This window comes from Psychrobacter sp., assembly GCF_041554015.1.
Taxonomy (GTDB): Bacteria; Pseudomonadota; Gammaproteobacteria; order Pseudomonadales; family Moraxellaceae; genus Psychrobacter.
Genome location: NZ_JBFFMS010000012.1, coordinates 39,901 through 60,980 on the forward strand (window position 1 = coordinate 39,901; position 21,080 = coordinate 60,980).

At 43.8% G+C, this 21,080-nt stretch carries 17 protein-coding genes and 2 tRNA genes; 12 read left to right on the forward strand and 7 right to left on the reverse strand.

Features of this window, described 5'->3' with window-relative positions; all coding sequences use genetic code 11:
• Positions 1-59: 59 nt before the first annotated feature.
• Complete coding sequence (locus ABYU67_RS05265) at positions 60-695, reverse strand: response regulator (protein WP_372843962.1); 636 nt, start codon at positions 693-695, stop codon at positions 60-62.
• 398 nt (positions 696-1,093) lie between these two features.
• On the opposite strand from ABYU67_RS05265, the gene ABYU67_RS05270 reads away from it, so the two are divergent.
• Entirely contained in the window at positions 1,094-2,185 is a 1,092-nt protein-coding gene (locus tag ABYU67_RS05270; protein WP_372843963.1) for a serine hydrolase, read from the forward strand.
• Between the two features lie 152 nt (positions 2,186-2,337).
• On the forward strand, positions 2,338-3,006 hold the full coding sequence (locus ABYU67_RS05275) for a thiamine phosphate synthase (protein ID WP_372843964.1): 669 nt from the start codon (positions 2,338-2,340) through the stop codon (positions 3,004-3,006).
• 79 nt (positions 3,007-3,085) lie between these two features.
• Here ABYU67_RS05275 and ABYU67_RS05280 read toward each other — a convergent pair whose 3' ends face one another.
• The gene (locus ABYU67_RS05280; protein WP_372843965.1) at positions 3,086-3,415 is read right to left on the reverse strand and encodes a TraR/DksA family transcriptional regulator; all 330 of its coding nucleotides are present in this window, start codon (positions 3,413-3,415) and stop codon (positions 3,086-3,088) included.
• A gap of 338 nt (positions 3,416-3,753) precedes the next feature.
• Here ABYU67_RS05280 and ABYU67_RS05285 point away from each other — a divergent pair, with 338 nt between their 5' ends.
• The 5 genes from ABYU67_RS05285 to ruvB all read left to right on the forward strand — a co-directional run bounded on the left by ABYU67_RS05285 (position 3,754) and on the right by ruvB (position 8,994).
• Positions 3,754-4,956, forward strand: a complete 1,203-nt coding sequence (locus tag ABYU67_RS05285; protein WP_372843966.1) for a phosphoglycerate kinase — start codon at positions 3,754-3,756, stop codon at positions 4,954-4,956.
• Between the two features lie 269 nt (positions 4,957-5,225).
• A complete protein-coding gene (locus tag ABYU67_RS05290) occupies positions 5,226-5,612 on the forward strand; it encodes a hypothetical protein (RefSeq protein WP_372843967.1) in 387 nt (128 codons plus the stop codon).
• A gap of 457 nt (positions 5,613-6,069) precedes the next feature.
• Positions 6,070-7,107, forward strand: coding sequence for a class II fructose-bisphosphate aldolase (gene fba / locus ABYU67_RS05295; RefSeq protein ID WP_372843968.1), 1,038 nt, complete (start codon positions 6,070-6,072; stop codon positions 7,105-7,107).
• Positions 7,108-7,189: 82 nt separating this feature from the next.
• Positions 7,190-7,810: a Holliday junction branch migration protein RuvA gene (gene ruvA, locus ABYU67_RS05300; protein WP_372843969.1), complete on the forward strand. Its 621-nt coding sequence runs from the start codon at positions 7,190-7,192 to the stop codon at positions 7,808-7,810.
• 203 nt (positions 7,811-8,013) lie between these two features.
• On the forward strand, positions 8,014-8,994 hold the full coding sequence (gene ruvB / locus ABYU67_RS05305; protein WP_372843978.1) for a Holliday junction branch migration DNA helicase RuvB: 981 nt from the start codon (positions 8,014-8,016) through the stop codon (positions 8,992-8,994).
• A gap of 230 nt (positions 8,995-9,224) precedes the next feature.
• Here the strand turns inward: ruvB and ABYU67_RS05310 are convergent, their stop codons facing one another.
• The 4 genes from ABYU67_RS05310 to ABYU67_RS05325 form a co-directional block, all read right to left on the reverse strand.
• A complete protein-coding gene (locus tag ABYU67_RS05310) occupies positions 9,225-10,886 on the reverse strand; it encodes an ABC1 kinase family protein (protein WP_372843970.1) in 1,662 nt (553 codons plus the stop codon).
• A gap of 56 nt (positions 10,887-10,942) precedes the next feature.
• Positions 10,943-11,638: an SCP2 domain-containing protein gene (locus ABYU67_RS05315; protein ID WP_372843971.1), complete on the reverse strand. Its 696-nt coding sequence runs from the start codon at positions 11,636-11,638 to the stop codon at positions 10,943-10,945.
• Between the two features lie 128 nt (positions 11,639-11,766).
• On the reverse strand, positions 11,767-12,852 hold the full coding sequence (gene ubiE / locus ABYU67_RS05320; protein ID WP_372843972.1) for a bifunctional demethylmenaquinone methyltransferase/2-methoxy-6-polyprenyl-1,4-benzoquinol methylase UbiE: 1,086 nt from the start codon (positions 12,850-12,852) through the stop codon (positions 11,767-11,769).
• A gap of 75 nt (positions 12,853-12,927) precedes the next feature.
• A complete protein-coding gene (locus ABYU67_RS05325; protein ID WP_372843973.1) occupies positions 12,928-13,638 on the reverse strand; it encodes a hypothetical protein in 711 nt (236 codons plus the stop codon).
• Between the two features lie 275 nt (positions 13,639-13,913).
• Between ABYU67_RS05325 and ABYU67_RS05330 the strand changes: the two genes are divergently transcribed.
• Together ABYU67_RS05330 and ABYU67_RS05335 are read left to right on the forward strand one after the other, a co-directional pair.
• Positions 13,914-15,581 carry an ATPase gene (locus tag ABYU67_RS05330; RefSeq protein WP_372843974.1) on the forward strand — a complete coding sequence of 556 codons (1,668 nt, stop codon included), beginning with the start codon at positions 13,914-13,916 and terminating at the stop codon, positions 15,579-15,581.
• Positions 15,582-16,227: 646 nt separating this feature from the next.
• A complete protein-coding gene (locus ABYU67_RS05335; protein ID WP_372843975.1) occupies positions 16,228-17,835 on the forward strand; it encodes an inorganic phosphate transporter in 1,608 nt (535 codons plus the stop codon).
• A 134-nt stretch (positions 17,836-17,969) separates the two neighbouring features.
• Here the strand turns inward: ABYU67_RS05335 and ABYU67_RS05340 are convergent, their stop codons facing one another.
• Positions 17,970-19,607 carry an aminotransferase class I/II-fold pyridoxal phosphate-dependent enzyme gene (locus ABYU67_RS05340; RefSeq protein WP_372843976.1) on the reverse strand — a complete coding sequence of 546 codons (1,638 nt, stop codon included), beginning with the start codon at positions 19,605-19,607 and terminating at the stop codon, positions 17,970-17,972.
• A gap of 482 nt (positions 19,608-20,089) precedes the next feature.
• Between ABYU67_RS05340 and msrB the strand changes: the two genes are divergently transcribed.
• From msrB to ABYU67_RS05355, 3 genes are all read left to right on the forward strand, one after another.
• Positions 20,090-20,512, forward strand: coding sequence for a peptide-methionine (R)-S-oxide reductase MsrB (gene msrB, locus ABYU67_RS05345; RefSeq protein WP_372843977.1), 423 nt, complete (start codon positions 20,090-20,092; stop codon positions 20,510-20,512).
• A gap of 340 nt (positions 20,513-20,852) precedes the next feature.
• A tRNA-Val gene (locus tag ABYU67_RS05350) sits at positions 20,853-20,928 on the forward strand.
• Between the two features lie 65 nt (positions 20,929-20,993).
• Positions 20,994-21,070: transfer RNA gene (locus ABYU67_RS05355), tRNA-Asp, on the forward strand.
• The last annotated feature ends 10 nt before the right edge of the window (positions 21,071-21,080 follow it).

Here is a 21,080-nt window from a genome sequence, read left to right on the forward strand (position 1 = left end):
ATTGATAACTAATTTACTTGATAAAGGGGATGCTTGAGCATAAAGGGGGTGCTTGAGCATTAAGGTTGAATAAGACCATGGCGAATGGCTAAGTGGGTCAGTTTTACATCACTATCGACATTTACTTTTTCATAAATACGGTAACGATAGGTATTGATGGTTTTGACACTAACAAATAACTGGTCGGCGATTTGTTGAGGGCTTTGACAGTTGACCACCATCATTGCCACTTGTTTCTCACGATCACTGAGTAAATCAAAAGGTGAGCTGGCATTATCAGATAAAAGTACGTCAGCCAGTTGTTCAGCGACATCTTGGCTAAAATATCGACCCCCTTGATAGATTTTTTTGATCGCTTTTATCATCTCATCCAAAGGCGTGCCTTTAGTAATATAGCCATTGACGCCCGCTTTAATGAGCATGGAGGGATAAGGCTGAGCGGACATACTACTAACCGCCAAGATTTTGATGCCCATATCCAGCTGTATCAAGCGTTTGGTCGCTTCAAGCCCGCCAATATTGGGCATATTTACATCTAGTAATATCACATCAGGACGTAGCTGCTTTGCCATCTTTATCGCCATATCACCGCTGTCCGCCTCGCCAACGACTTCGATATCCGCACTATCTGCCAGCATACGGCTGATACCCATCCGCACCAAATCATGATCATCTACTACCAATACTCGAATCATAGTCATACTCTTTTTTATCTGTCAGAATAAAGGTGCCCTGCTAAATTATCTTAATCAATTTATTTGTTTAATCACACTCATTTCCATATAAAAAAACCACTATATAAGCGCCATAGGGGAATAACTGAGGCGTTATAAAGTGTAATCGCGCTTATGTAATGCTATATTGCGCTAATGTTAAGTAATATTGCTGTAATATCAAGTAAGTGTAGTAAAATTTGAATGTGACGTTAAAATGCCATCTAATTGATTTACTACATTAAACTTAAATGCAAACCATGATACACTAAAAATACAAAAACTCTATGTGAGTATCTACAAACACACCTACAAAGGCTACGTACGTCGTTGTCGTCAGTCGGTATGCAACTGACGATAGCACGTGAGCAGGAGGCAGAATGAAGCAACTACCATTAACCAAACAGCAATTAATCGCTGCTATGATTTCATTGAGTTTGGGCAGTGTCGCACAAGCCGCACTGACAATTAATGGTAGCGCCAGTGCCGAGTCTAGTGCTCGCCTGAGTTGGGGCGGTGCCGATAGCTTGTCAGAAGCGCGCAGTATCATGTCGAGATCTGGCAGCAGCTCTACAATTAAAAAAATAGACAACGGTTCTGGCACCACCAACATTACCAATACGACTAGATTTGCTAGTAATAACAACAGTTACAATACTAGCAATAGCTATAACACCACCTATCGTGGCAGTTTTGGCAGCAGCAATATGATTCCGATCAGCACCGATTCGCGCAGTGTTGCGGTTATCGATGCAGAAACGGGTGAATCTATTTACGAAAAAGATGCTGATATTGCTCGTCCAATGGCCAGTATTACTAAAGTCATGACCGCGATGGTCGTCTTGGACGCCGGTCTTGATATGCGTGAAGAGCTCACCCTTGATCCAGAAGATTTCGTCGGTCCAAAGCGCGCCAGCTCCAATCTTAAGTCAGGCGATCGTCTAAACCGTGCTGAGATGTTGTTAATGGCATTGATGAAGTCTGAAAACCCTGCCGCTAAAAGTCTTGCCCGTAATTATCCAGGTGGTTATAACGCCTTTATACGTGCGATGAACCGTAAAGCGCAAGATTTAGGTATGACCACTGCTTTCTTTGGTGACCCAACAGGTCTAGATAAGCGTAACGTTGCTTCATCAAATGACCTAGTAAAACTGGTACGTGCTGCTGGTAATTATGATGTGATTCGTCGTTTCTCTACTACCAAGAGCTATGACTTTTTCGTTTCTAACTTCTCAAGTGGTAACCGCACTTATAGAGCCAATAACACCAGTAGCCTAGTTCGTGATGGTAGCTATCCGATTGGTATCTCAAAAACTGGCTTTATCAATGAAGCAGGTCGTTGCGTCGTGATGGAAACCCGCGTCAATAATCGTCCTGCTATTATCGTTATTTTAGGTGCTAATAGCTCAGCAACGCGCTGGGGCGATGCCAAAAATATCTTAAATAGCTTGGCAACACGCCGTACGGTATAAAGCTTATCATTACCTAGCGTGGTATCACCAAGAGATATTGAAACGTTGAAATATCGAAACGTTGATAAATTGATAAAAAGGCTGTTATGCGATATAACGGCCTTTTTCTTATTTTTTGTGCCAAAAACTGTGTTGATTTTAAGGAGTAATACATGGAGCAGACTTTGATTCCTCAAGTTTCTCATAGTATACCCAAGCTATATCTGCTTACCAATGATGATGACTTTGCACTTTTATATCAAAAACTGGCAGCGGCTCTGGCAACAGGGATAATTGCTCTATTGCAAATCCGCCGTAAACAAATACTGGCATTGCCAAATGGCGAATCTATGCTGTATCAAGAAGCTCAGCAGATCGTCAATTTGGCTAAGAGCTATCATGTGCCGGTCGTCATCAATGATGATATTACTTTGGCAGAAAAGCTTGGGGTTGGTGTGCATTTAGGGCAGCAAGACGGTGATATCAGCGTGGCAAAACATTGCATAGCACCCGATCAGATCATTGGTCGTACCTGTCATGGCGATATGGCGCTAATTAGAAAGGCAAAGACTGATGGTGCAAGCTACGCCGCCATGGGTGCAGTCTTTGCGTCAAATACTAAACCTCATGCTCATACCATATCGCGCCAGCAGCTGATAGAGGGTTGTCAGCAAGGTATTGATATATGTGTCATCGGGGGATTGAGTGCAGAGAATGTGGTTGAGCTAACAGGTTTGCCTATTACTTATGTGGCAGTCGTCGGCGATATCATGGATTTACCGGTACATAAAATCGCTGCTCGTTGTAAGGAGTGGCAGCAGGCGCTTAATACATGGGCGTAATACATGGCAATAGCGAAGTGTGCCTGCTTGCTAAGGTATTTATTAGTTAAGAGGTATATTTGGCACTAGCGGCTACACGCTATTTGGCATGTTTCATACACAAGGTCGCATAAGGCAATGCCTGCAAGCGCTGTGGCTCGATAGGCTTGCCGCATACCTCGCAGTCGCCATAAGTGCCATTTTCAATACGACTTAAGGCATTATTTACATAGATCAGACTTTGCTGCGCTTCAACCATCAAATTCTTACGCATGTCATTTTGACTATAAACAACCGCTTGGTCTTCCCAATGTTCGTTAAGATCATCTTGTGGATTTTGGATATGATCCTCGATCTTAGCAATGCGAGTTTCATATTCCTCTTTAAGTTTTAATAGCTCTTGTTTGACAGTTTTAAGGTCAATCTTCATTATTTTCTCCTAATAGATTATTTTTATTCTATAAATATCTTCTTTATCATAAATAGCCGATTAGCTCAGTGCCACCACAAAATGTTACTGAAACTGTTTTAAGTTAATAAAACTGCTTAGGGCAAAATTTATCTGAGCTTACGTATGAGAGCCCATCAGAAAACTGTTAGAATACACCGCCTTAAATTCTTGCTAGGTACGCTTTAACTAGCTACTTTTTAACCAGGTACGCTTTAAAAAACCAGCAGCGATAGGATTTGATGACATAAATTTGCTAAAGATGTAACAAAAGCTAACCGTCGTACAGATTAATAATAGATGATACATAGGAGCAGGTAATGAATTTTTTGCGTATGAGCGAGCTGAGTTTGACCGATAAAGTAGTGTTGATTCGTGAAGATCTGAATGTCCCTATTAAAGCAGGTAAGGTCGCTAGTGACGCACGTTTACAAGCCAGCCTGCCGACGATTAAGATGGCGCTTGAGAAGGGCGCAGCAGTAATCGTCTGCTCGCATTTAGGACGCCCGACAGAAGGTAATCCTGAAACCATGTATTCGTTAGCACCCGTGGCTGACTATTTAAGCGAAAAATTATCAGCGCCTGTAACCCTCAATAGTGATTACCTCACTCAAGGCGTCGCTATCAAAGCAGGTGACGTCGTACTGCTAGAAAATGTACGTTTTAATGAAGGCGAAAAGAAAAATAACGCAGCCCTCGCGCAAAAATATGCTGACTTATGTGATGTGTTTGTGATGGACGCTTTTGGCACAGCACATCGTGCCCAAGCCTCAACAGAGGGCGTGACTCAAGCCATGCACCAAGCTGGTAAAATAGCCTGCGCAGGTCCTTTATTGGCAGCGGAGCTTGATGCGCTAAGCTTAGCACTTGAAACGCCAGCACAGCCGATGCTTGCTATCGTTGGTGGCTCAAAAGTCTCTACCAAGCTTGAAGTGCTGCATAGCTTGGCCAAAGTGTGCTCACAGATTATTGTCGGTGGCGGGATTGCCAATACTTTCTTAGCAGCCCAAGGTCATAGCGTTGGTGCATCACTGTATGAAGCAGATCTGCTCGATACAGCGCGTGAAATCATGGAAAAAACTGAGATTTTACTGCCTGAATACGTAGTCGTTGCTGATAAGAATGATATTGATTTTGCAGATTTTACCGGCTCATTGCAAAAGGCGACTGCTACCATCAAGCCTGTTAATGCCATCGGTGACAATGACATGATATTAGATATCGCGCCAGACAGTGCGATGAAATTAGCACAAGCAATTACCAATGCCAAAACCATCTTATGGAACGGTCCCGTTGGCGTGTTTGAAGTAGATGCGTTTGGTCAGGGCACTCAAATCGTGGCAGAAGCGGTCAAAAACAGCCAAGGCTTTTCGATTGCCGGTGGCGGTGATACCCTTGCTGCGATTGATAAATATCAAGTCGCAGCTGGCGTCAGCTACATGTCAACGGGCGGCGGTGCGTTCTTAGAGTTTGTAGAAGGTAAAGTTTTGCCAGCAGTGGCGGCCTTACAGATTGCTAAATAACCTCTTAACGAGACTCTAGCAGATGAGTAACATTAGGCGTACAACTTAGCCTCAATATCTAAGGTACGCTGTATCAGTAATATTTTGGCTATCATACAAACCTTGTTGTTCCTTGTTTTTTAGGGCGACAAGTAGGTATAGCCGTCTATTATTATTAAGTGGTAATTATTTGTTTCTATACTGAAAATTGTTATTGCATGTCTAATTTGCACTATATAAAATAGCGCAAACCATGTATTTGACATGCTTTATTTATGAGGGATTTTTTTATGTTAAAACGTCATTTATTACTTGCTAGTGTTCTTGCTGGTACTTTTGCCATCACTGCATGTAGCCAACAAACCGAAGAGAACGCAGAAGCGACAGTTGATTCTGCTGCTGAAGACGCGGCAGTAAACACTGAAGAAGCGGCTGCAAATACCGAAGCTGCTGCTGCTGAAGCTGAAGTTGCTGCCCAAGACGCAGGTACTGAAGTTGCCGAAGGCGCTGAAACTGCTGGCGCTGCTGCTACAAATGCATTAGAAAATACTGGTGAAGCGGTTGTGGTAGGGGCAAATGAAGCCGTTGCTAATACTGCTGAAGTGGTTGCCGACGGTGCCGCTGCTGTTGAAGCTAAAGCCAGTGAAAATGCAGTAGAAGCAGAGCAGCAGTACTAATCAGTAGTTTTAATTTTAAGCATTGCTGATATACAGCAGTTGCTTTGTAAGTCCCTAAAATACAAAAAAGCTTTGGCAATAGCCAAGGCTTTTTTTATGGACAAAAATAATCGATTTTGTTTATAAATCTCGTTTATAAAAAGTACTTTATGGCTAGTTGTGAACAGGATTGACCATCTAGCCCCTCAAATAAGATAGAAAAACCAAGTAGACAAACAAATAATTGGCTAAGCGCTACGAAGCACTGGTAATTTTTGCTATAATCACCGCGTAATAATGAACAGCAAGAAACTGTGTTTTTTGTTGGTTTATCATGCGGTATCCACTGCAAATATATGTCGCATAGCGATGTTGTAAAGCTATGCTGCAGTGCAGATGTGGCAGCGTCATATTGCTAAAATGCTGCCTTAATAGCATCTTCAAAATACTATTTTTAAATATAACCAGAGAGTGTTTTATGGCCTTAATATCGTTACGTCAACTTTTGGATCATGCTGCTGAACACGGCTATGGTGTTCCTGCTTATAATGTTAATAATTTAGAGCAGATGCGTGCCATCATGATGGCGGCTGACGCCTGTGACTCTCCTGTGATTGTACAAGCCAGTGCTGGCGCACGCAATTATGCAGGTTCAGCGTTTTTACGCCACCTGATTATCGCTGCTATCGAAGAATGGCCGCATATTCCAGTGGTGATGCATCAAGATCACGGCATGTCACCCGCTATTTGCCAACGCTCAATCCAGCTTGGCTTCTCATCAGTGATGATGGACGGCTCGCTTGGTACAGACGGCAAAACGCCGATGGATTATGATTATAATGCCAGCGTCACCCGTGAAGTGGTCAAAATGGCTCATGCTTGCGGTGTTTCAGTCGAAGGCGAGATTGGCTGTCTAGGCAGTCTTGAGACCGGTATGGCAGGCGAAGAAGATGGCTCGGGTGCAGAGGGTGTGCTTGATCACGAGCAGCTATTGACCAGTGCTGATGAAGCTGAACAGTTCGTTAAAGACACCAATGTCGATGCGCTAGCCATTGCAATCGGCACCAGTCATGGCGCTTATAAATTTACCCGTCCACCGACAGGCGACATCTTATCGATTGAGCGCGTCAAAGAAATTCATGCTCGTATTCCGAACACTCATCTGGTCATGCATGGCTCATCATCAGTACCGCAAGAGTGGCTAAAAGTCATCAATGAAAATGGCGGTAATATCGGTGAGACTTATGGCGTGCCTGTTGAGCAAATCGTTGAAGCGATCAAGCATGGCGTCCGTAAGGTAAATATCGATACCGATTTGCGTTTGGCATCAACGGGTGCTATCCGTAAATTCCTTGCCGAAAATCCGAGTGAATTTGATCCACGCAAATACTTTAAAGCGTCTATGGTTGCGATGTCAGATATCTGTACCAATCGTTTTGAAGCCTTTGGTTCTGCGGGTCAAGCACATAAGATTCGCCCAATCAGCCTTGAAGGTATGGTGAGTTTTTACCAGTAGGCTTGAGGGTAACATAAGGTGTTTGCTCGTTAAGTGAGGGTTAGCCCCTTTTTATAATAGTCCGTATAAGAGGTTATAAATCATGATTGGATTGATTAGTGGACAGGTGCAGTATTTGATGGCGCCAACCGCCTGTATCATGACCACCTCTGGCGTAGGCTATGATATTGAGCTACCGCTTCCCTCATTTTGTCAGTTGCAACTGAATCAGCAAGCGAGCATCTGGACGCACTTTCATGTGCGTGAAGATGCGCAGCTGCTGTTTGGTTTTATCGATCGTAAAGAGCGTGATGTCTTTCGTCAACTGATTAAAATCAACGGCGTTGGGGCAAAAATGGCATTGGCGATGCTGTCTGCCATGTCAGCAGCTGAGCTAAAAATGCATGTCGAGCAAGATTCAGAAACGGCCCTTATGCGTATTCCTGGTATTGGCAAAAAGACTGCGCAGCGTTTATTGATTGAGCTAAAAGACAAGCTGAAAAATATCGAAGTTGATAGCAGTCATTTAGAATTTGCGATGCAGCCAGTGTCAGTATCTGCTGAAGGCAGTATTATGGCTGAAGTGGAAGGCGCTTTGATCAGCTTGGGCTATAAAGAAAAAGAAGCTCAGCAAGCGATTAAAGCCGCTAAGAGCCATGGTAATACTTTTGCTGATACGCAAGGGTTGCTCAAAGCCACATTGCAACAGTTGTCAGGATTTTGATTCATTGCCCTTACTATCATTCATGAGTATCCATCATTCTTGACCGATAAGCGACATTCATTGTCGCTTATTTTCGTTTTGGGCTGTGCTTTTTTTAGTCGCTGCTTTATGATGTTTTGCATGACTTATACGCAGCGTTTGGTTATGCTATTTACTACCTAGTCTTTAAAAATAATTTTTTTAATATAATGATAAAACCTATGATGCAAGATCGTTTGATTAATCCATTCGAAGGGGCAGGCGATGCGCCTGATTCCAATATTCGACCGGCATTATTGGCTGAATATATTGGTCAGCCAGTGGTACGTGAGCAGATGGAGGTGTTTATTGGCGCGGCACGTGGACGAGGCGAGGCATTAGACCATACTTTAATTTTTGGTCCGCCTGGTCTTGGAAAAACGACGCTTGCCAATATTATTGCTCGTGAAATGGGTGGTAACCTGCGCTCAACTTCAGGACCTGTGCTTGAGCGCCCCGGTGATTTAGCAGCGATGCTGACCAATCTAGAAGAGGGTGATGTGCTGTTCATCGATGAGATTCATCGATTGAGTTCGGTTATTGAAGAAATACTGTACCCTGCTATGGAAGACTTTCAGCTCGATATTATGATTGGGGAAGGACCAGCTGCGCGCTCTATTAAGCTTGATTTGCCGCCGTTTACCTTGGTTGCGGCGACCACGCGAGCAGGGCTGCTGACTTCACCACTGCGTGATCGCTTTGGCATTGTGCAGCGACTTGAGTTTTATAATATTGCAGATTTAACCACTATTGTCAGCCGGGCTGCTCGTTTGATGCGTGTACCGATGAGCGAAGATGGTGCGGTGGAGATTGCGCGCCGCGCTCGTGGTACGCCAAGGATTGCTAATCGTTTATTACGCCGTGTCCGTGATTATGCTGAAGTGAGGGGCGACGGTAGCATCAATGGCACCATAGCGAGCAGTGCGCTTGATATGCTGGCAGTTGATAGACGCGGACTTGATCATTTGGACAGACGTTATATCGAGATATTGCATGAACGTTTTGATGGTGGTCCCGCTGGCGTTGAAGCGGTAGCAGCAGCGATGGCTGAGGATCGCGGTACGCTTGAGGATGTGATTGAGCCATATCTTATCCAGCAGGGCTATGTATTACGGACTGCTCGTGGACGCGTACTGACGCAGATGGCGATTGATCAGATGCTATAGCTCTATAACTACAGTTGTTGTTATAAAAGCTATAACAGCCATTATAAAAACAGCTCCTATAAAGATAACCACTATGAAAAATGCGCCTACTTTTGATTAAAAGTTGGCGCATTTTTTATGATGTTTTAGACATTGGCTATTGCCGTCTTTATCAGAAAGTGGATAATGCTAAAAAAAACTCATCTCAGTGCCATTGCATCTTTTTATATGAAGCTGACTATATTCATGGTTTAGGCAAGGATACGCCATATCACTGCCAAAATAGCTAGGATATAAAAAACAGGTGACAACCAGCCAACAACCTGCGTGGCGATAGCAATAAAAATAGCAAAACCTGCCAGTGCCAGCCAATCTCGGCGACGATCGTTTAACATATCAGCACGAATCTGCTGAATCTCGCGCAATTGGGTATCTTGACGAGACCCCTGCGCGGCAAGGCTTTGTAAACCTTGGTCTAGTAGCTTAGGGATGTCAGTTGCCGATAACAATATCTCTGGCAACTGCTGGCGTAAATGCTGCAAATTACGCATTGGATCTAGCTGCTCTTTAATCCAGCTGCTAAGGATGGGCTTGGCAAGTGACCAGATATCAAGATCAGGATATAGATCGCGCCCAAGACCCTCAACGTGTACCAAGGTTTTGAGCAGTAGCATTAATTGTGGCGGGATGCTCATATGGTGGCGGCGGGCAATATCTAAGATTTGCATCAAGACGCCAGCAAAATCGATATCGTTAATGGATTTTTGTAGCATTGGACCGACAGTGCGTTTCATATCACGCATCAAGGCATGCTTGTCGGTATTTGGCGGTATCCATCCTGCTCGGCTAACAATATCAACCATAGCGCTAAAGTTATTATTCATCACCGCCAATAACATCCGCGCAACGATAAGCTGGTCGTCTTTAGATAGCGTACCCATGATGGCACAATCAAGCCCGATATAACGCGGCTCATACCCTAAGTCAACCGCTGCCATATTTGCAGTCAAGGTATTGACTGGTGGCGTCTCTACAAAGACGTTGCCGGGGTGCATATCAGCATGGAAGAAGTTATCACGAAACACTTGGGTAAAAAATATCGTTAAGCCTTTTTCTGCTAAGGCTGCGCGGTCGTAGCCTAATTGATCAAATACCTCAACTTGGGAGATAGGGACGCCTTGTATGCGCTCCATGACCATGACGTTTTTATTAGCATCATAGACTTCTGGCACATACATCAATGCTGAGCCCAAAAAGTTGTTGCGCATCTGGGTGGTATTGTCCGCCTCTAGCGTCAAATCTAACTCATTGAGCATAACTTGACGATAGTCTTCGACGATATCGATAATATGTATCGCGCGTGCCGCTTCAATACGAGCCGATGCCCAATTAGCAAGCTCACGCAATAATTCAAAATCTGCAATAATGGTCGTGCGAATATCAGGACGAACCACCTTGACTACCACCTCGCGCCCATCATGTAAGGCGGCGGTATGGACTTGGGCAATAGAGGCGGCGGCTAAAGGCTTGACGTCAAAACGTGCAAACAAAGCCCCAATAGATTGACCAAGCCCATACTTTGGGTCTTGGATTTGGGCAATGGCAACATCAGAGTCAAAAGGTTTGACTTTATCTTGTAGTTGGATAAGCTGCGCGATAATCTCAGGTGGCACAAGGTCACGGCGAGTCGAGAGCAATTGTCCAAGCTTTAAAAACAGCGTGCCCATATCTTCAAGCGCGTATTTGATCGCATTAGGCTGATGTTTTTTGCCCCACGCGGCTGGATGCATACGGATTAGACGCACCAAGGGTTGCAGCTGCGGCGCCTCTTCGACAGGAAAATGGGTGTCAATACGATAGGTGGCGGCGATACGCCATAGCTCAAGTAAACGGGCGCGATGGGATAATAGCATGTGATATAAGTACTCTAGATAAAGTCAAAATAAGATAGGCGTTGTAGAAAAAAATCTTATCTACTATTGGTCAAACGTGCTTGCTCATCTTTGATGGCGGCGAGTCTAGCCTCTTCACGCTCGACATCGGCGCGCAGCTTTAACAGTTGCTGTTTAAGATCATTCACCTCTGCTACCTCAACGGAATCAGGCACACTACTGCCTGCCACATCATTTGCCCAGTCGCTGACATCATCAAAAGCGCGTTTGGCGCTATGACGCCAGCTGCCTTTAAGCTGTGGTATCAGTAGATGCAGCTGGCTTGCCATCGGTTTACCAATAAACGGCTCAAGTTGTCCAGCAACATCAGGATCAAAGCCTGCTATTAATTGATTTAGCTGCATCAGCACTTTGTAATCGCCCTCAATAGGCAGATTGCCTTCGGTGCCGCGCATAAGGTTCAGTAGCTGCGCAGGATTATCAACGATAATGGTGCAGTCTGGGCGACTATGACCAAGACGTGCGCGCTCCATACTGGCCTTTTGATACTCATTCATCGTGCCACTTTGCTCAAACACGCTCTCAGTCGTCACCGGCTCAAAACGCAAGCGCTCATCGGTAAATAGCACATCTAAATTTAGCTCAGGCATGCCCATCTTAAGACGCAGCACCTTGCCAGCAAGCGGCGCGAGCCCCGCTTTGGTAATCTCATCACTGGCAATCGCCATATTAATCAGCTTTTCGGCACCGGCCAAAAGTAGAACAGTCAGCATGAGGCTCTCGCATAGTCAGTTAAGCGCCTTAAAAACGCGCATTATTTATAAATATAAGTTGCCATCACTAGACGTAATGGCGTTTTTATCGCTAGGTGTCGCTAGGTATTGTCATACAACGCTGAAAATTAGGCTTTAAAACCGCGATGTACCGCGACGATACCCGCTGTTAGATTATGGTAATCACAATTTTCAAAGCCTGCTTGTTCCATCATCTGCTTTAGCGTCTGCTGATCAGGGTGCATACGAATTGATTCGGCTAGGTATTTATAGCTTTCTGAATCGTTAGCAACCAGCTTGCCCATCATCGGTAGCGCTGTGAATGAATATAAATCATAGGCTTTTGATAATGGCTCAAAGACAGGTTTTGAGAACTCTAATATTAATAAGCGACCACCAGGCTTCAGCACACGGTACATAGATTTTAATGCCGCATCTTTATCGGTGACGTTACGTAGACCAAAGCTGATGGTCAACAGATCAAAGCTATTGTCATCAAATGGCGCTAGGGTTTCAGCATTTGCCAATACAAAATCAACGTTATTACAGCCAGCATTAATCAGGCGCTCACGACCAACTTCTAGCATCGCTGCATTGATATCAGATAACACGACTTTACCGTTGCGACCGACTTCACGGCTAAAGACCTTGGCTAAATCACCGGTGCCGCCAGCGATATCGAGCACCTGTTGACCGGCGCGTACACCAGACAAGCTGATGGCATAACGCTTCCATAAGCGATGAATACCAAAGGACATCAAGTCATTCATAATGTCGTATTTTTTGGCAACAGAGGTAAATACATCCGCTACTCGCGCTTGCTTTTCTGCTTTATTGACAGTCTGATAGCCAAAATGGGTTTCTTCATGACCATCGGTTTCAGGGGTATGTGGATTATTGATGTCATCACGTTGGTTAAAAAGCGTTTGCTTGGTCGTTTGGGTAGTCGCTTGTGCAGCGTTGTTTATAGTGCTGCTTTGAGTGTTGGTAGCATTGGCATTTGGCATAGTCGTTTGTTGCCCTTGTGGCGTTCCTATGGGTAATTCTTCAACATGAGTAAAGTCATTGTTATTGACACTATTAGCGCTTGCAGCAGTAGTTTGACCTGCTTTTACTTGCGCGCTGATATTTTGGTTATTGGTGATACTGTCTTGAACCAATTTATCTTGTATATGGCCGTTAGTGGTCGTTGTATTATTCACATGATCAGTCATCGCGGTGTCCTATAATTTTTTATGATTATTTTTAGTCAGATAAAATACAAATAGTTGTTGAGACAATGGCTCTTATCATACACCAAACGCAGCGGGCTTACCGTCATTATCCATGGCATGAACCTCATCGATCACCTCAAGCTCACGCTCACAAAACGGTTCGATAAAACTGCTCACGCTTTTCAGAGGCTTCATGGCTTTAAAGCCTGAATCGATAAAGTCATATAGCGGCTGAAAGTTATAGCGATAGGCGGTGCCTTTAGCCATCGCAAAGGCTTTTTTGAGCATAAAAGAATTTAGGTCTTTGTCAGTACGATAGCAGACCTCTTTTAAATTATTAATCTGCACGCGGCGCTCATCTGCTTCGTCAACGGTACGATAAGCGCGCAGCATATTCTCTTCATTAACCGCCAAGTCTTGCGCAAGCAGCCACTCGGCCAAATGTAAATCAAGCTCAATCGCCAATATAGATGCTTGAATACCCATACTGCCAGCTTCTAAAGAGGACTCTTTGGCAAGACGCTCAAGTTTCTTAGCTTTAGGAAGGATACGCTCCAATTGCTCTGCCAATACTTTAAATTCATCACCGCCATATAGCTGTGTTAAAAAATAATCTGCCATTAGCTGGTTTTTTGGTTGTTCAAACAGCGCGCTATGGGTGCGTTTGATGCGCTCTTGTTGCCATGACTGCACCTCATTAAGCTTTTTATTTAAGGCAGCATCATCATGATGTGGCAGCGCCCAAAAGCGGTTTAAGTGCTGTTGTAGATTGGCTAAAGCAGACATGGCAGGTTATCCTATAAAAATAGTCATCAGGTTGATAATAAAAAAGGGATAGCAATGGGGTAAGCTAGCACGCAGTTTTTATACTTATAGGCAGCTATTAAAGCATGCTCGCAAGATTTTGTTCACCTTAAAAGAAAATAAAGCAGAATACAAATGCCAAACTGTTACATAGCCACGTTATTTACTAAATGGGCGCAGTGCTATGATAAAACAACTTAGCTATTTTAGACGGTTATTTTAACCCATTATTTGATAAGACTATAGCGAGCATACACATGAGCAAAAAAAAGGATAACAGGGATAAATCATCGGAAGATGAGCGCGCGGTATTTGATAAGCAAGTGGTCGAGCAGTATCTCACGCCCAATCCTTTGAGCAAGTTTTCCATTGATGAATACGCGCTGCGATTGGCATTGGTTACAGCTCAGCTTGCGCTGCGAGCGACGCGCCAGCCAACACCTAGCACTGATAAAGCCGTTGGGCTACTGGTACTGGTCAATGGCATGGAGCAGGCGGGTAAGGGCACTGCGGTCACGCAACTGCGCCAGTGGGTTGATCCGCGCCTACTTAAGGTTGAAGCAACCGTTGGCTCTTGTCCTTTAGCTCACCAGCCCATTTGGCAGGCGCATACCAAAGCCATACCGCGCCACGGTGATGTGATGGTATATTTTGGTAACTGGTATGCGGACTTACTTTATAACGTCATGCGCATGGCAAGCGCTGAGGGCGGTAAATCAGAACAAAATAAAAAGAATACGGATGTTGAAGCGTTACCCATTAGTCAATGGCAGGACTATTTACGCCAGCAGCTGGTGGAACTGCAAGCTTTTGAGCAAGATCTTGTGGCAAATCAAACCCAGCTGCTAAAGTGCTGGTTTCATGTCGATATCGAGACTTTACAGGAGAGGCTAAATGACGATGAGCCAGATCCAAAATTTTTGTACCAGATTGATTGGCATGATGTGGCGATAGTGAATAAGTTTAATGAGGTAGCAGCCGACTTATTACGCCAGCAAGGCGATTGGGTAATCATCGATGGCGCTGATAAGTCGCAAGCAGCCATACATTTTTGTCATGAAGTCTTACAGGCGATGCAAAAGGCACTGGTCAGTAGCCGGATAGATGGCCATGTAGAGGCAGATCAAGCGCAAGATTCAAATGCTACTCATAATAACCAAGTAAAGTCGCAATCAATCAAGTTTGAACCAGTAAAAATACCTAAGCTACTGACTGATATCGAAGATTCCGAGATTGATAAATCTGACTATAATGAGGCATTGGCTAAGAAGCAGGCGCGCTTGGCAGAGCTGTTACGTGCGCGTCAAGGCCAGCACGTGGTGTTCGCCTTTGAAGGTATGGATGCGGCTGGCAAGGGCGGCGCTATCAAAAGACTGGTGGCACCCCTTGATCCACGCGAATATCAAATTTATAATATTGGCGCGCCTATGCTCCATGAGTTACAGCATCCGTATTTATGGCGGTTTTGGCAAAAGCTTCCGAATGAGCAAACAGACCGCATCAGCCGCATTGGTATCTTTGATCGTACTTGGTATGGGCGGGTCTTGGTCGAACGTATTGAAGGCTTTGCCACGGACAACGAGTGGCAGCGTGCTTATGATGAAATCAATCGTTTTGAGGCCGCCTTGGCAGCGTCAGGTACGTTGGTCATCAAATACTGGCTTGCCATTGATAAAAAAGAGCAGCTCAAGCGTTTTGAGGCACGTGAAGAGACTGCATACAAACAATTTAAATTGACCGACGATGATTGGCGCAACCGTGATAAATGGTCAGAATATGTACAATCTGCTGCCGATATGCTGGCACGTACAGATACTAAGAATGCCCCGTGGTGTGTAGTCGCTCATAATGATAAGCGCCAAGCACGTTTAGCGGTGTTAGACCATGCTATCGAGCAGCTATCCACGCTGCTTGCTACTAGCTAAACACAGCTTTGCTATTACTATGCTATATAAGTCTTATTATGCCTTTCGTGTGTATAGTACAAAATATAAGTAGATGACAGACTCTAGAAAACATCCCTATCACTTCTAAGCTAACGCCTATATTTCTTAGATCTTATATTCACAGTTACAAATCTTGTAATATCATCATGCATTATGCGTCTATATTTAATATAATAGGCGCGTAATGAGCGTTGTTATTTATTAAAATAACTTTGTCTTTTGTTTATTTATCTTTAATATCAATGTATTATGCACGATAAATAGCGGGTCTAAAAGAGCGCTATTATCATAACAACGTAAGCCGCAAGATGCTTTAATCAGATGATTTGGCAATACCACTTGCGGCTTTATGGCATTTCATTTATATGTTTTATCCCAGTTTTTGGTTGTTATTCAGCTCAAATGCTTATTGGCAAATGGCTATAATCGCTGAGATAAGACAGTAAAGAAGGTGTCAGAGCGTTTAGACAGCGCTCTTAACACGATATTCTAAAATTGTATTTCAAAGAACAGCGTTGCGCGCATAGTGTTGTAATTTTGGTTGATGATAATCACATCAACCATGGCCGCGCAATGTCATCATTTGTCAATAATTTCAATCAGCTTACGCAGGACGTATCAACGTATGGGTATTAGCAGCAGCTCTACAGGACCAACAAAATCAGTCGGCTCTATGAGAATCAATCTATTTTTTGCCATTTTAATGATTGGAATGACCGCCTACTTTTTGTGGTGGGGTCTAGATTACACCATGCATCAGCAGACGACACTATTTATTGTCGCCACTGCTTTTGGTGTTTTTATGGCATTCAATATCGGTGGTAACGATGTCGCCAACTCTTTTGGTACCTCAGTCGGTGCAGGGACATTAACCATCCCGCAAGCACTGGGTATTGCGGCGATATTTGAAGTATCAGGCGCTGTGCTGGCAGGCGGTGAAGTGACCGATACGATTCGTAGCGGTATTGTCGATTTAGATGGTCTGTCGGTTACGCCCAACCAGTTCATTTATGTCATGCTGTCAGCGCTCATCGCTGCTGCATTTTGGCTGTTGTTTGCCACCAAAAAAGGTCTGCCGGTTTCGACCACGCATGCGATTATTGGCGGTGTGGTTGGTAGCTCGATTGTCTTGGGTATCACCTTGGGTGGTACTGAGATGGCATTATCAACCGTGAATTGGGGCAAGATTGGCACAATCGCCATCTCTTGGGTTTTATCACCGCTATTAGGAGGCGTTTTGTCTTATCTGTTATATGGACAGATTAAGAAAAACATCATCGAGTATAACGATAAAACAGAGGCGCATATTGCGACTCTAAAAGACAATAAGAAAACCTTAAAGCAAACCCATAAAGAGTATTTGGATGGTTTAACTGAGTCTGAGCAATTGGCTTATACCTCAGCGATGCTCCGCGACCAAGAAATCTATAAAGATGATGACTGCGTCGTTGAAGATCTAGAGACAAACTATTACAAAGAGCTTTATGAGATTGAAAATGAGCGCAGCAGCCTTGATACCTTAAAAGCACTTAAGCAATGGGTGCCTATCATTGCGGCTGCAGGCGGCGCGGTCATGGCCTCTTTGGTGATTTTCAAAGGTCTTAAAAACGTCAATAATGGTATGACGACGTTGCAAGGCTTTTTAATCATGGGGATGATTGCAGCATTGGTATGGCTTGCAACCTATATTTATACTAAGAGTATCCGCGGTAAGCACAAAGAGGATTTGACCAAAGCCACATTTATTATGTTTAGCTGGATGCAAGTTTTTACCGCATCAGCGTTTGCTTTTAGTCATGGCTCGAACGATATTGCCAACGCTGTTGGTCCGTTTGCTGCGATTATGGATGTCATCCGTACTAATAGTATCTCAACCGAAGCGGCTGTCCCGCCTGCTGTGATGCTCACCTTTGGTGTGGCATTGATTGTAGGTCTTTGGTTTATTGGTAAAGAAGTGATTCAAACAGTCGGTACCAGTTTGGCAAAAATGCATCCAGCGTCTGGATTCTCAGCTGAGCTCGCTGCTGCTGCAGTTGTAATGGGCGCGTCGACGATGGGTCTACCAGTATCAAGTACCCATACCTTAGTCGGTGCTGTACTTGGTATAGGTATCGTTAATAGAGACACCAACTGGGCGCTGATGAAGCCGATTGGTTTGGCATGGGTTATTACGCTTCCTGCCGCAGCCGGTATGTCTGCAATCAGTTATATATTGCTGATAAATCTCTTTTAAAAGTTGCCATTAGCATTATTTAAGTATTAATAAGTACAAATAAAAAACGCTTATCATATCGATAAGCGTTTTTTTATATCTATGTTTTGTCTCTTTTATAGCTGGGTTTATACCTAAGTAATATAAATGGAAGCCTACTCAGTACCAAACTGCTTACGCTTTTTAGCAAAAAAGCGGTCTAAGCGATCCATGGCGTCTTCTAAATCGTGTAAATTGGGTAAAAATACCAAGCGGAAATGGTCGTTTTTGTCCCAGTTAAACCCCGTTCCTTGTACCATCAGTACGTTTTCTTCGAGCAATAAATCCATCATAAACTGCATGTCATCTTTGATAGGGTAAACCTCAGGGTCCATCTTTGGAAAGCAGTAAAACGCGCCTTGTGGCATGGTACAAGAGATGCCCTTAATTGCATTAAGACGGGTTACTGCCAACTCACGCTGCTTATATAAGCGCCCTTTTTGAGACGTCAAATCCTTCATGCTTTGATAACCGCCCATGGCTGTCTGAATCGCATACTGCCCTTGGACGTTAGAACACAAACGCATAGACGCAAGCATATCCAAACCTTCGATAAAGTCAGCCGCATGCTCTTTACGACCTGAAACCATCATCCAACCGGCACGAAAGCCTGCGATACGATGCGATTTTGATAAACCATTATAGGACAGTACCAGTACTTCGTCAGTTAAGGTGCTCATCGGCGTATGCTGCATATCATCATAAAGAATACGATCATAAATCTCATCCGCCATGATGATTAAATCATGCTCCTTTGCAACCTCAACGATTTGCATCAGTACTTCATCACTATATAGCGCGCCTGTTGGATTATTAGGGTTGATAACCACAATGCCTTTGGTTTTGCTGGTGATTTTGGATTTGATATCTTCAATATCGGGATGCCAGTTGTCTTCTTCATTACAGCGATAATGTACCGCTGTACCGCCTGCGAGATTGGCTGCTGCTGTCCATAGCGGATAGTCGGGCATGGGAACCAGTACTTCATCGCCATCGTTCATCAGCGCCTGCATGGTCATCACAATCAGCTCAGAGACGCCATTGCCGAGATAAACATCACGGACATCAACTGCTGATAGTAGTCCCTTTGATTGGTAATATTGCAGCACTGCTTTACGTGCTGAAAAAATCCCTTGTGAATCTGAGTAGCCCGTTGCTTCTGGCAAATTCATCGCCACATCACGTAAAATCTCATGCGGGGCTTCTAATCCAAAAGGAGCAGGGTTACCGATATTAAGCTTTAAGATACGCTTGCCTTCGGCTTCCATTTTATTGGCAGTTTGTAGCAGAGGACCGCGAATATCATAGCAAACGTTTTGTAATTTATCGGATTTTTTTATTGGGTTCATAGCGTGACTACTCAGCAGGTTATTTGGTAAATTTGTATGGGGGGTAGAAGAGGTTATAGCGATTGGTGTGATTTGACTGATGCTAGGAGCTTGCTCGCCTACCTTGACAGCTTTATGATTATCAGACGATATACTGTCAAAATCGACATCTGATTTGCTGTCGCGTTCAAGCTCGCCGCGTAACAAATATCCTTCACTGCAGCCTAAAATACGCGCAAGGGTGGGCAGCTTAGAGGAAACAATCCCATTCGTCCCGCGCTCCCAGTTAGAGATAGCACCGCGGCTAACTTTAGCGCCAGCAGCAGTCATCGCTTGTGCTAGCTGTTCTGCTGTTAAGCCTTTGTCACGGCGCAGCTGTACCAGTCGTTCAGCTTGTGTGCTCTTAATTCTATCGTCAGCCTTCATTGTATAAGCCTTTTTTATATTTTATAAATCTGTTATCACTAAAATAACGAAAGCAGCTCTCTTTGATGATTATTAAACCAGTGCTTAAAAGGGAGCTGCTTTTAATAGGTTGCCAATGCAAGATATTATTGCATATAAAAACTAAATGCAAGTTTTTTATATATCGTAGACTCCAACAATGCAAGTATATCTTGCATTGAAGGGGTTCTTATACTGTTCTTGAGCAATTCAACTGAAATAGGGCTATTTAACTTGTTATTTTTTATATCAGCTGGCTGCTCATGTATGATGCTGTCAATCAATGACAATCAATGCCATTCAATTACATTTAAGGCGATAAGTATTCTTATTAGCAGCATCTTGAATAATAAGACGCTCGCCAACAGATAAAGCGTATCGTTTTTATAAAAAATAGCGATAAAGCCTCGATAAACCATTGCTCACGATAGAGTAAACAATCAGTTATTTCATAAGGATACGTTATGCAAGACAATCAACTGAGTAAAGAAGAAATCAGCCAATTGACCGAAGCAGATTGGAAAGAGCGCTTAAGTGCTGAGGAATATCATGTGCTGCGCGAGAAGGGCACAGAGCGACCATTTACGGGCGTTTATAACGATATAAATGACAAGGGTATTTATCGCTGTAAAGGCTGCGGTGCAAGCTTATTTGAATCAGACAATAAGTTCGATGCAGGATGCGGCTGGCCAAGCTTTGATCAAGGGATCGATAATAGCGCTATTGATGAGCACATCGATGATTCGCTAGGCATGCGCCGTACAGAAGTGACGTGTAGTAATTGCGGCGCGCATTTGGGTCATGTATTCCCTGATGGTCCGCGTGAAACCACAGGCATGCGCTATTGCATCAATTCTCTGTCTATCGATTTAGATAAGTCGGAATAATAGCTAAAACGGCGAATATGTTATTGAAGGTGTCATTAATCAGAGCGTATAAAGTAAGGGTAGGGAGTATTAAAGGCTTCCTACTCCTCATTTATCTTGTTACCCTCATTAATAGGTATGTGGCTTTTGATTAATGATAGAATTTATTTAAAATATAAGATGAATAAAAACAATTGCTTATAGTTTTAATGAAGAAAATAAGCAAAAATCTGTATAAAATCTTCAAATAGTGTTTGACAGCCATGTGTAAATCTATATAATACACACCCACAGCAGCAGAGCTTAGTGACAAACTTAGAGCTCAGTTGATGTTGAATAAATTGCTTAGCAATTGTTCGAAGGGTGATTAGCTCAGTTGGTAGAGCGTCTGCCTTACACGCAGAATGTCGGCGGTTCGAATCCGTCATCACCCACCACTATTTAGTATGGCATTACTCTTAAGTAGTAGGCTAAGTGGTTAAATAAACTAAGTACGACCTAAGCAGCGGTAGTTCAGTTGGTTAGAATACCGGCCTGTCACGCCGGGGGTCGCGGGTTCGAGTCCCGTCCGCTGCGCCATATTTAAAAC

Bases quoted from the DNA above. Each gene is read 5' to 3' on its own strand.
- ABYU67_RS05265 (WP_372843962.1), bottom strand. From the start codon at position 695: ATGATTCGAGTATTGGTAGTAGATGATCATGATTTGGTGCGGATGGGT.
- ABYU67_RS05270 (WP_372843963.1), top strand. From the start codon at position 1,094: ATGAAGCAACTACCATTAACCAAACAGCAATTAATCGCTGCTATGATT.
- ABYU67_RS05275 (WP_372843964.1), top strand. From the start codon at position 2,338: ATGGAGCAGACTTTGATTCCTCAAGTTTCTCATAGTATACCCAAGCTA.
- ABYU67_RS05280 (WP_372843965.1), bottom strand. From the start codon at position 3,415: ATGAAGATTGACCTTAAAACTGTCAAACAAGAGCTATTAAAACTTAAA.
- ABYU67_RS05285 (WP_372843966.1), top strand. From the start codon at position 3,754: ATGAATTTTTTGCGTATGAGCGAGCTGAGTTTGACCGATAAAGTAGTG.
- ABYU67_RS05290 (WP_372843967.1), top strand. From the start codon at position 5,226: ATGTTAAAACGTCATTTATTACTTGCTAGTGTTCTTGCTGGTACTTTT.
- fba (WP_372843968.1), top strand. From the start codon at position 6,070: ATGGCCTTAATATCGTTACGTCAACTTTTGGATCATGCTGCTGAACAC.
- ruvA (WP_372843969.1), top strand. From the start codon at position 7,190: ATGATTGGATTGATTAGTGGACAGGTGCAGTATTTGATGGCGCCAACC.
- ruvB (WP_372843978.1), top strand. From the start codon at position 8,014: ATGCAAGATCGTTTGATTAATCCATTCGAAGGGGCAGGCGATGCGCCT.
- ABYU67_RS05310 (WP_372843970.1), bottom strand. From the start codon at position 10,886: ATGCTATTATCCCATCGCGCCCGTTTACTTGAGCTATGGCGTATCGCC.
- ABYU67_RS05315 (WP_372843971.1), bottom strand. From the start codon at position 11,638: ATGCTGACTGTTCTACTTTTGGCCGGTGCCGAAAAGCTGATTAATATG.
- ubiE (WP_372843972.1), bottom strand. From the start codon at position 12,852: ATGACTGATCATGTGAATAATACAACGACCACTAACGGCCATATACAA.
- ABYU67_RS05325 (WP_372843973.1), bottom strand. From the start codon at position 13,638: ATGTCTGCTTTAGCCAATCTACAACAGCACTTAAACCGCTTTTGGGCG.
- ABYU67_RS05330 (WP_372843974.1), top strand. From the start codon at position 13,914: ATGAGCAAAAAAAAGGATAACAGGGATAAATCATCGGAAGATGAGCGC.
- ABYU67_RS05335 (WP_372843975.1), top strand. From the start codon at position 16,228: ATGGGTATTAGCAGCAGCTCTACAGGACCAACAAAATCAGTCGGCTCT.
- ABYU67_RS05340 (WP_372843976.1), bottom strand. From the start codon at position 19,607: ATGAAGGCTGACGATAGAATTAAGAGCACACAAGCTGAACGACTGGTA.
- msrB (WP_372843977.1), top strand. From the start codon at position 20,090: ATGCAAGACAATCAACTGAGTAAAGAAGAAATCAGCCAATTGACCGAA.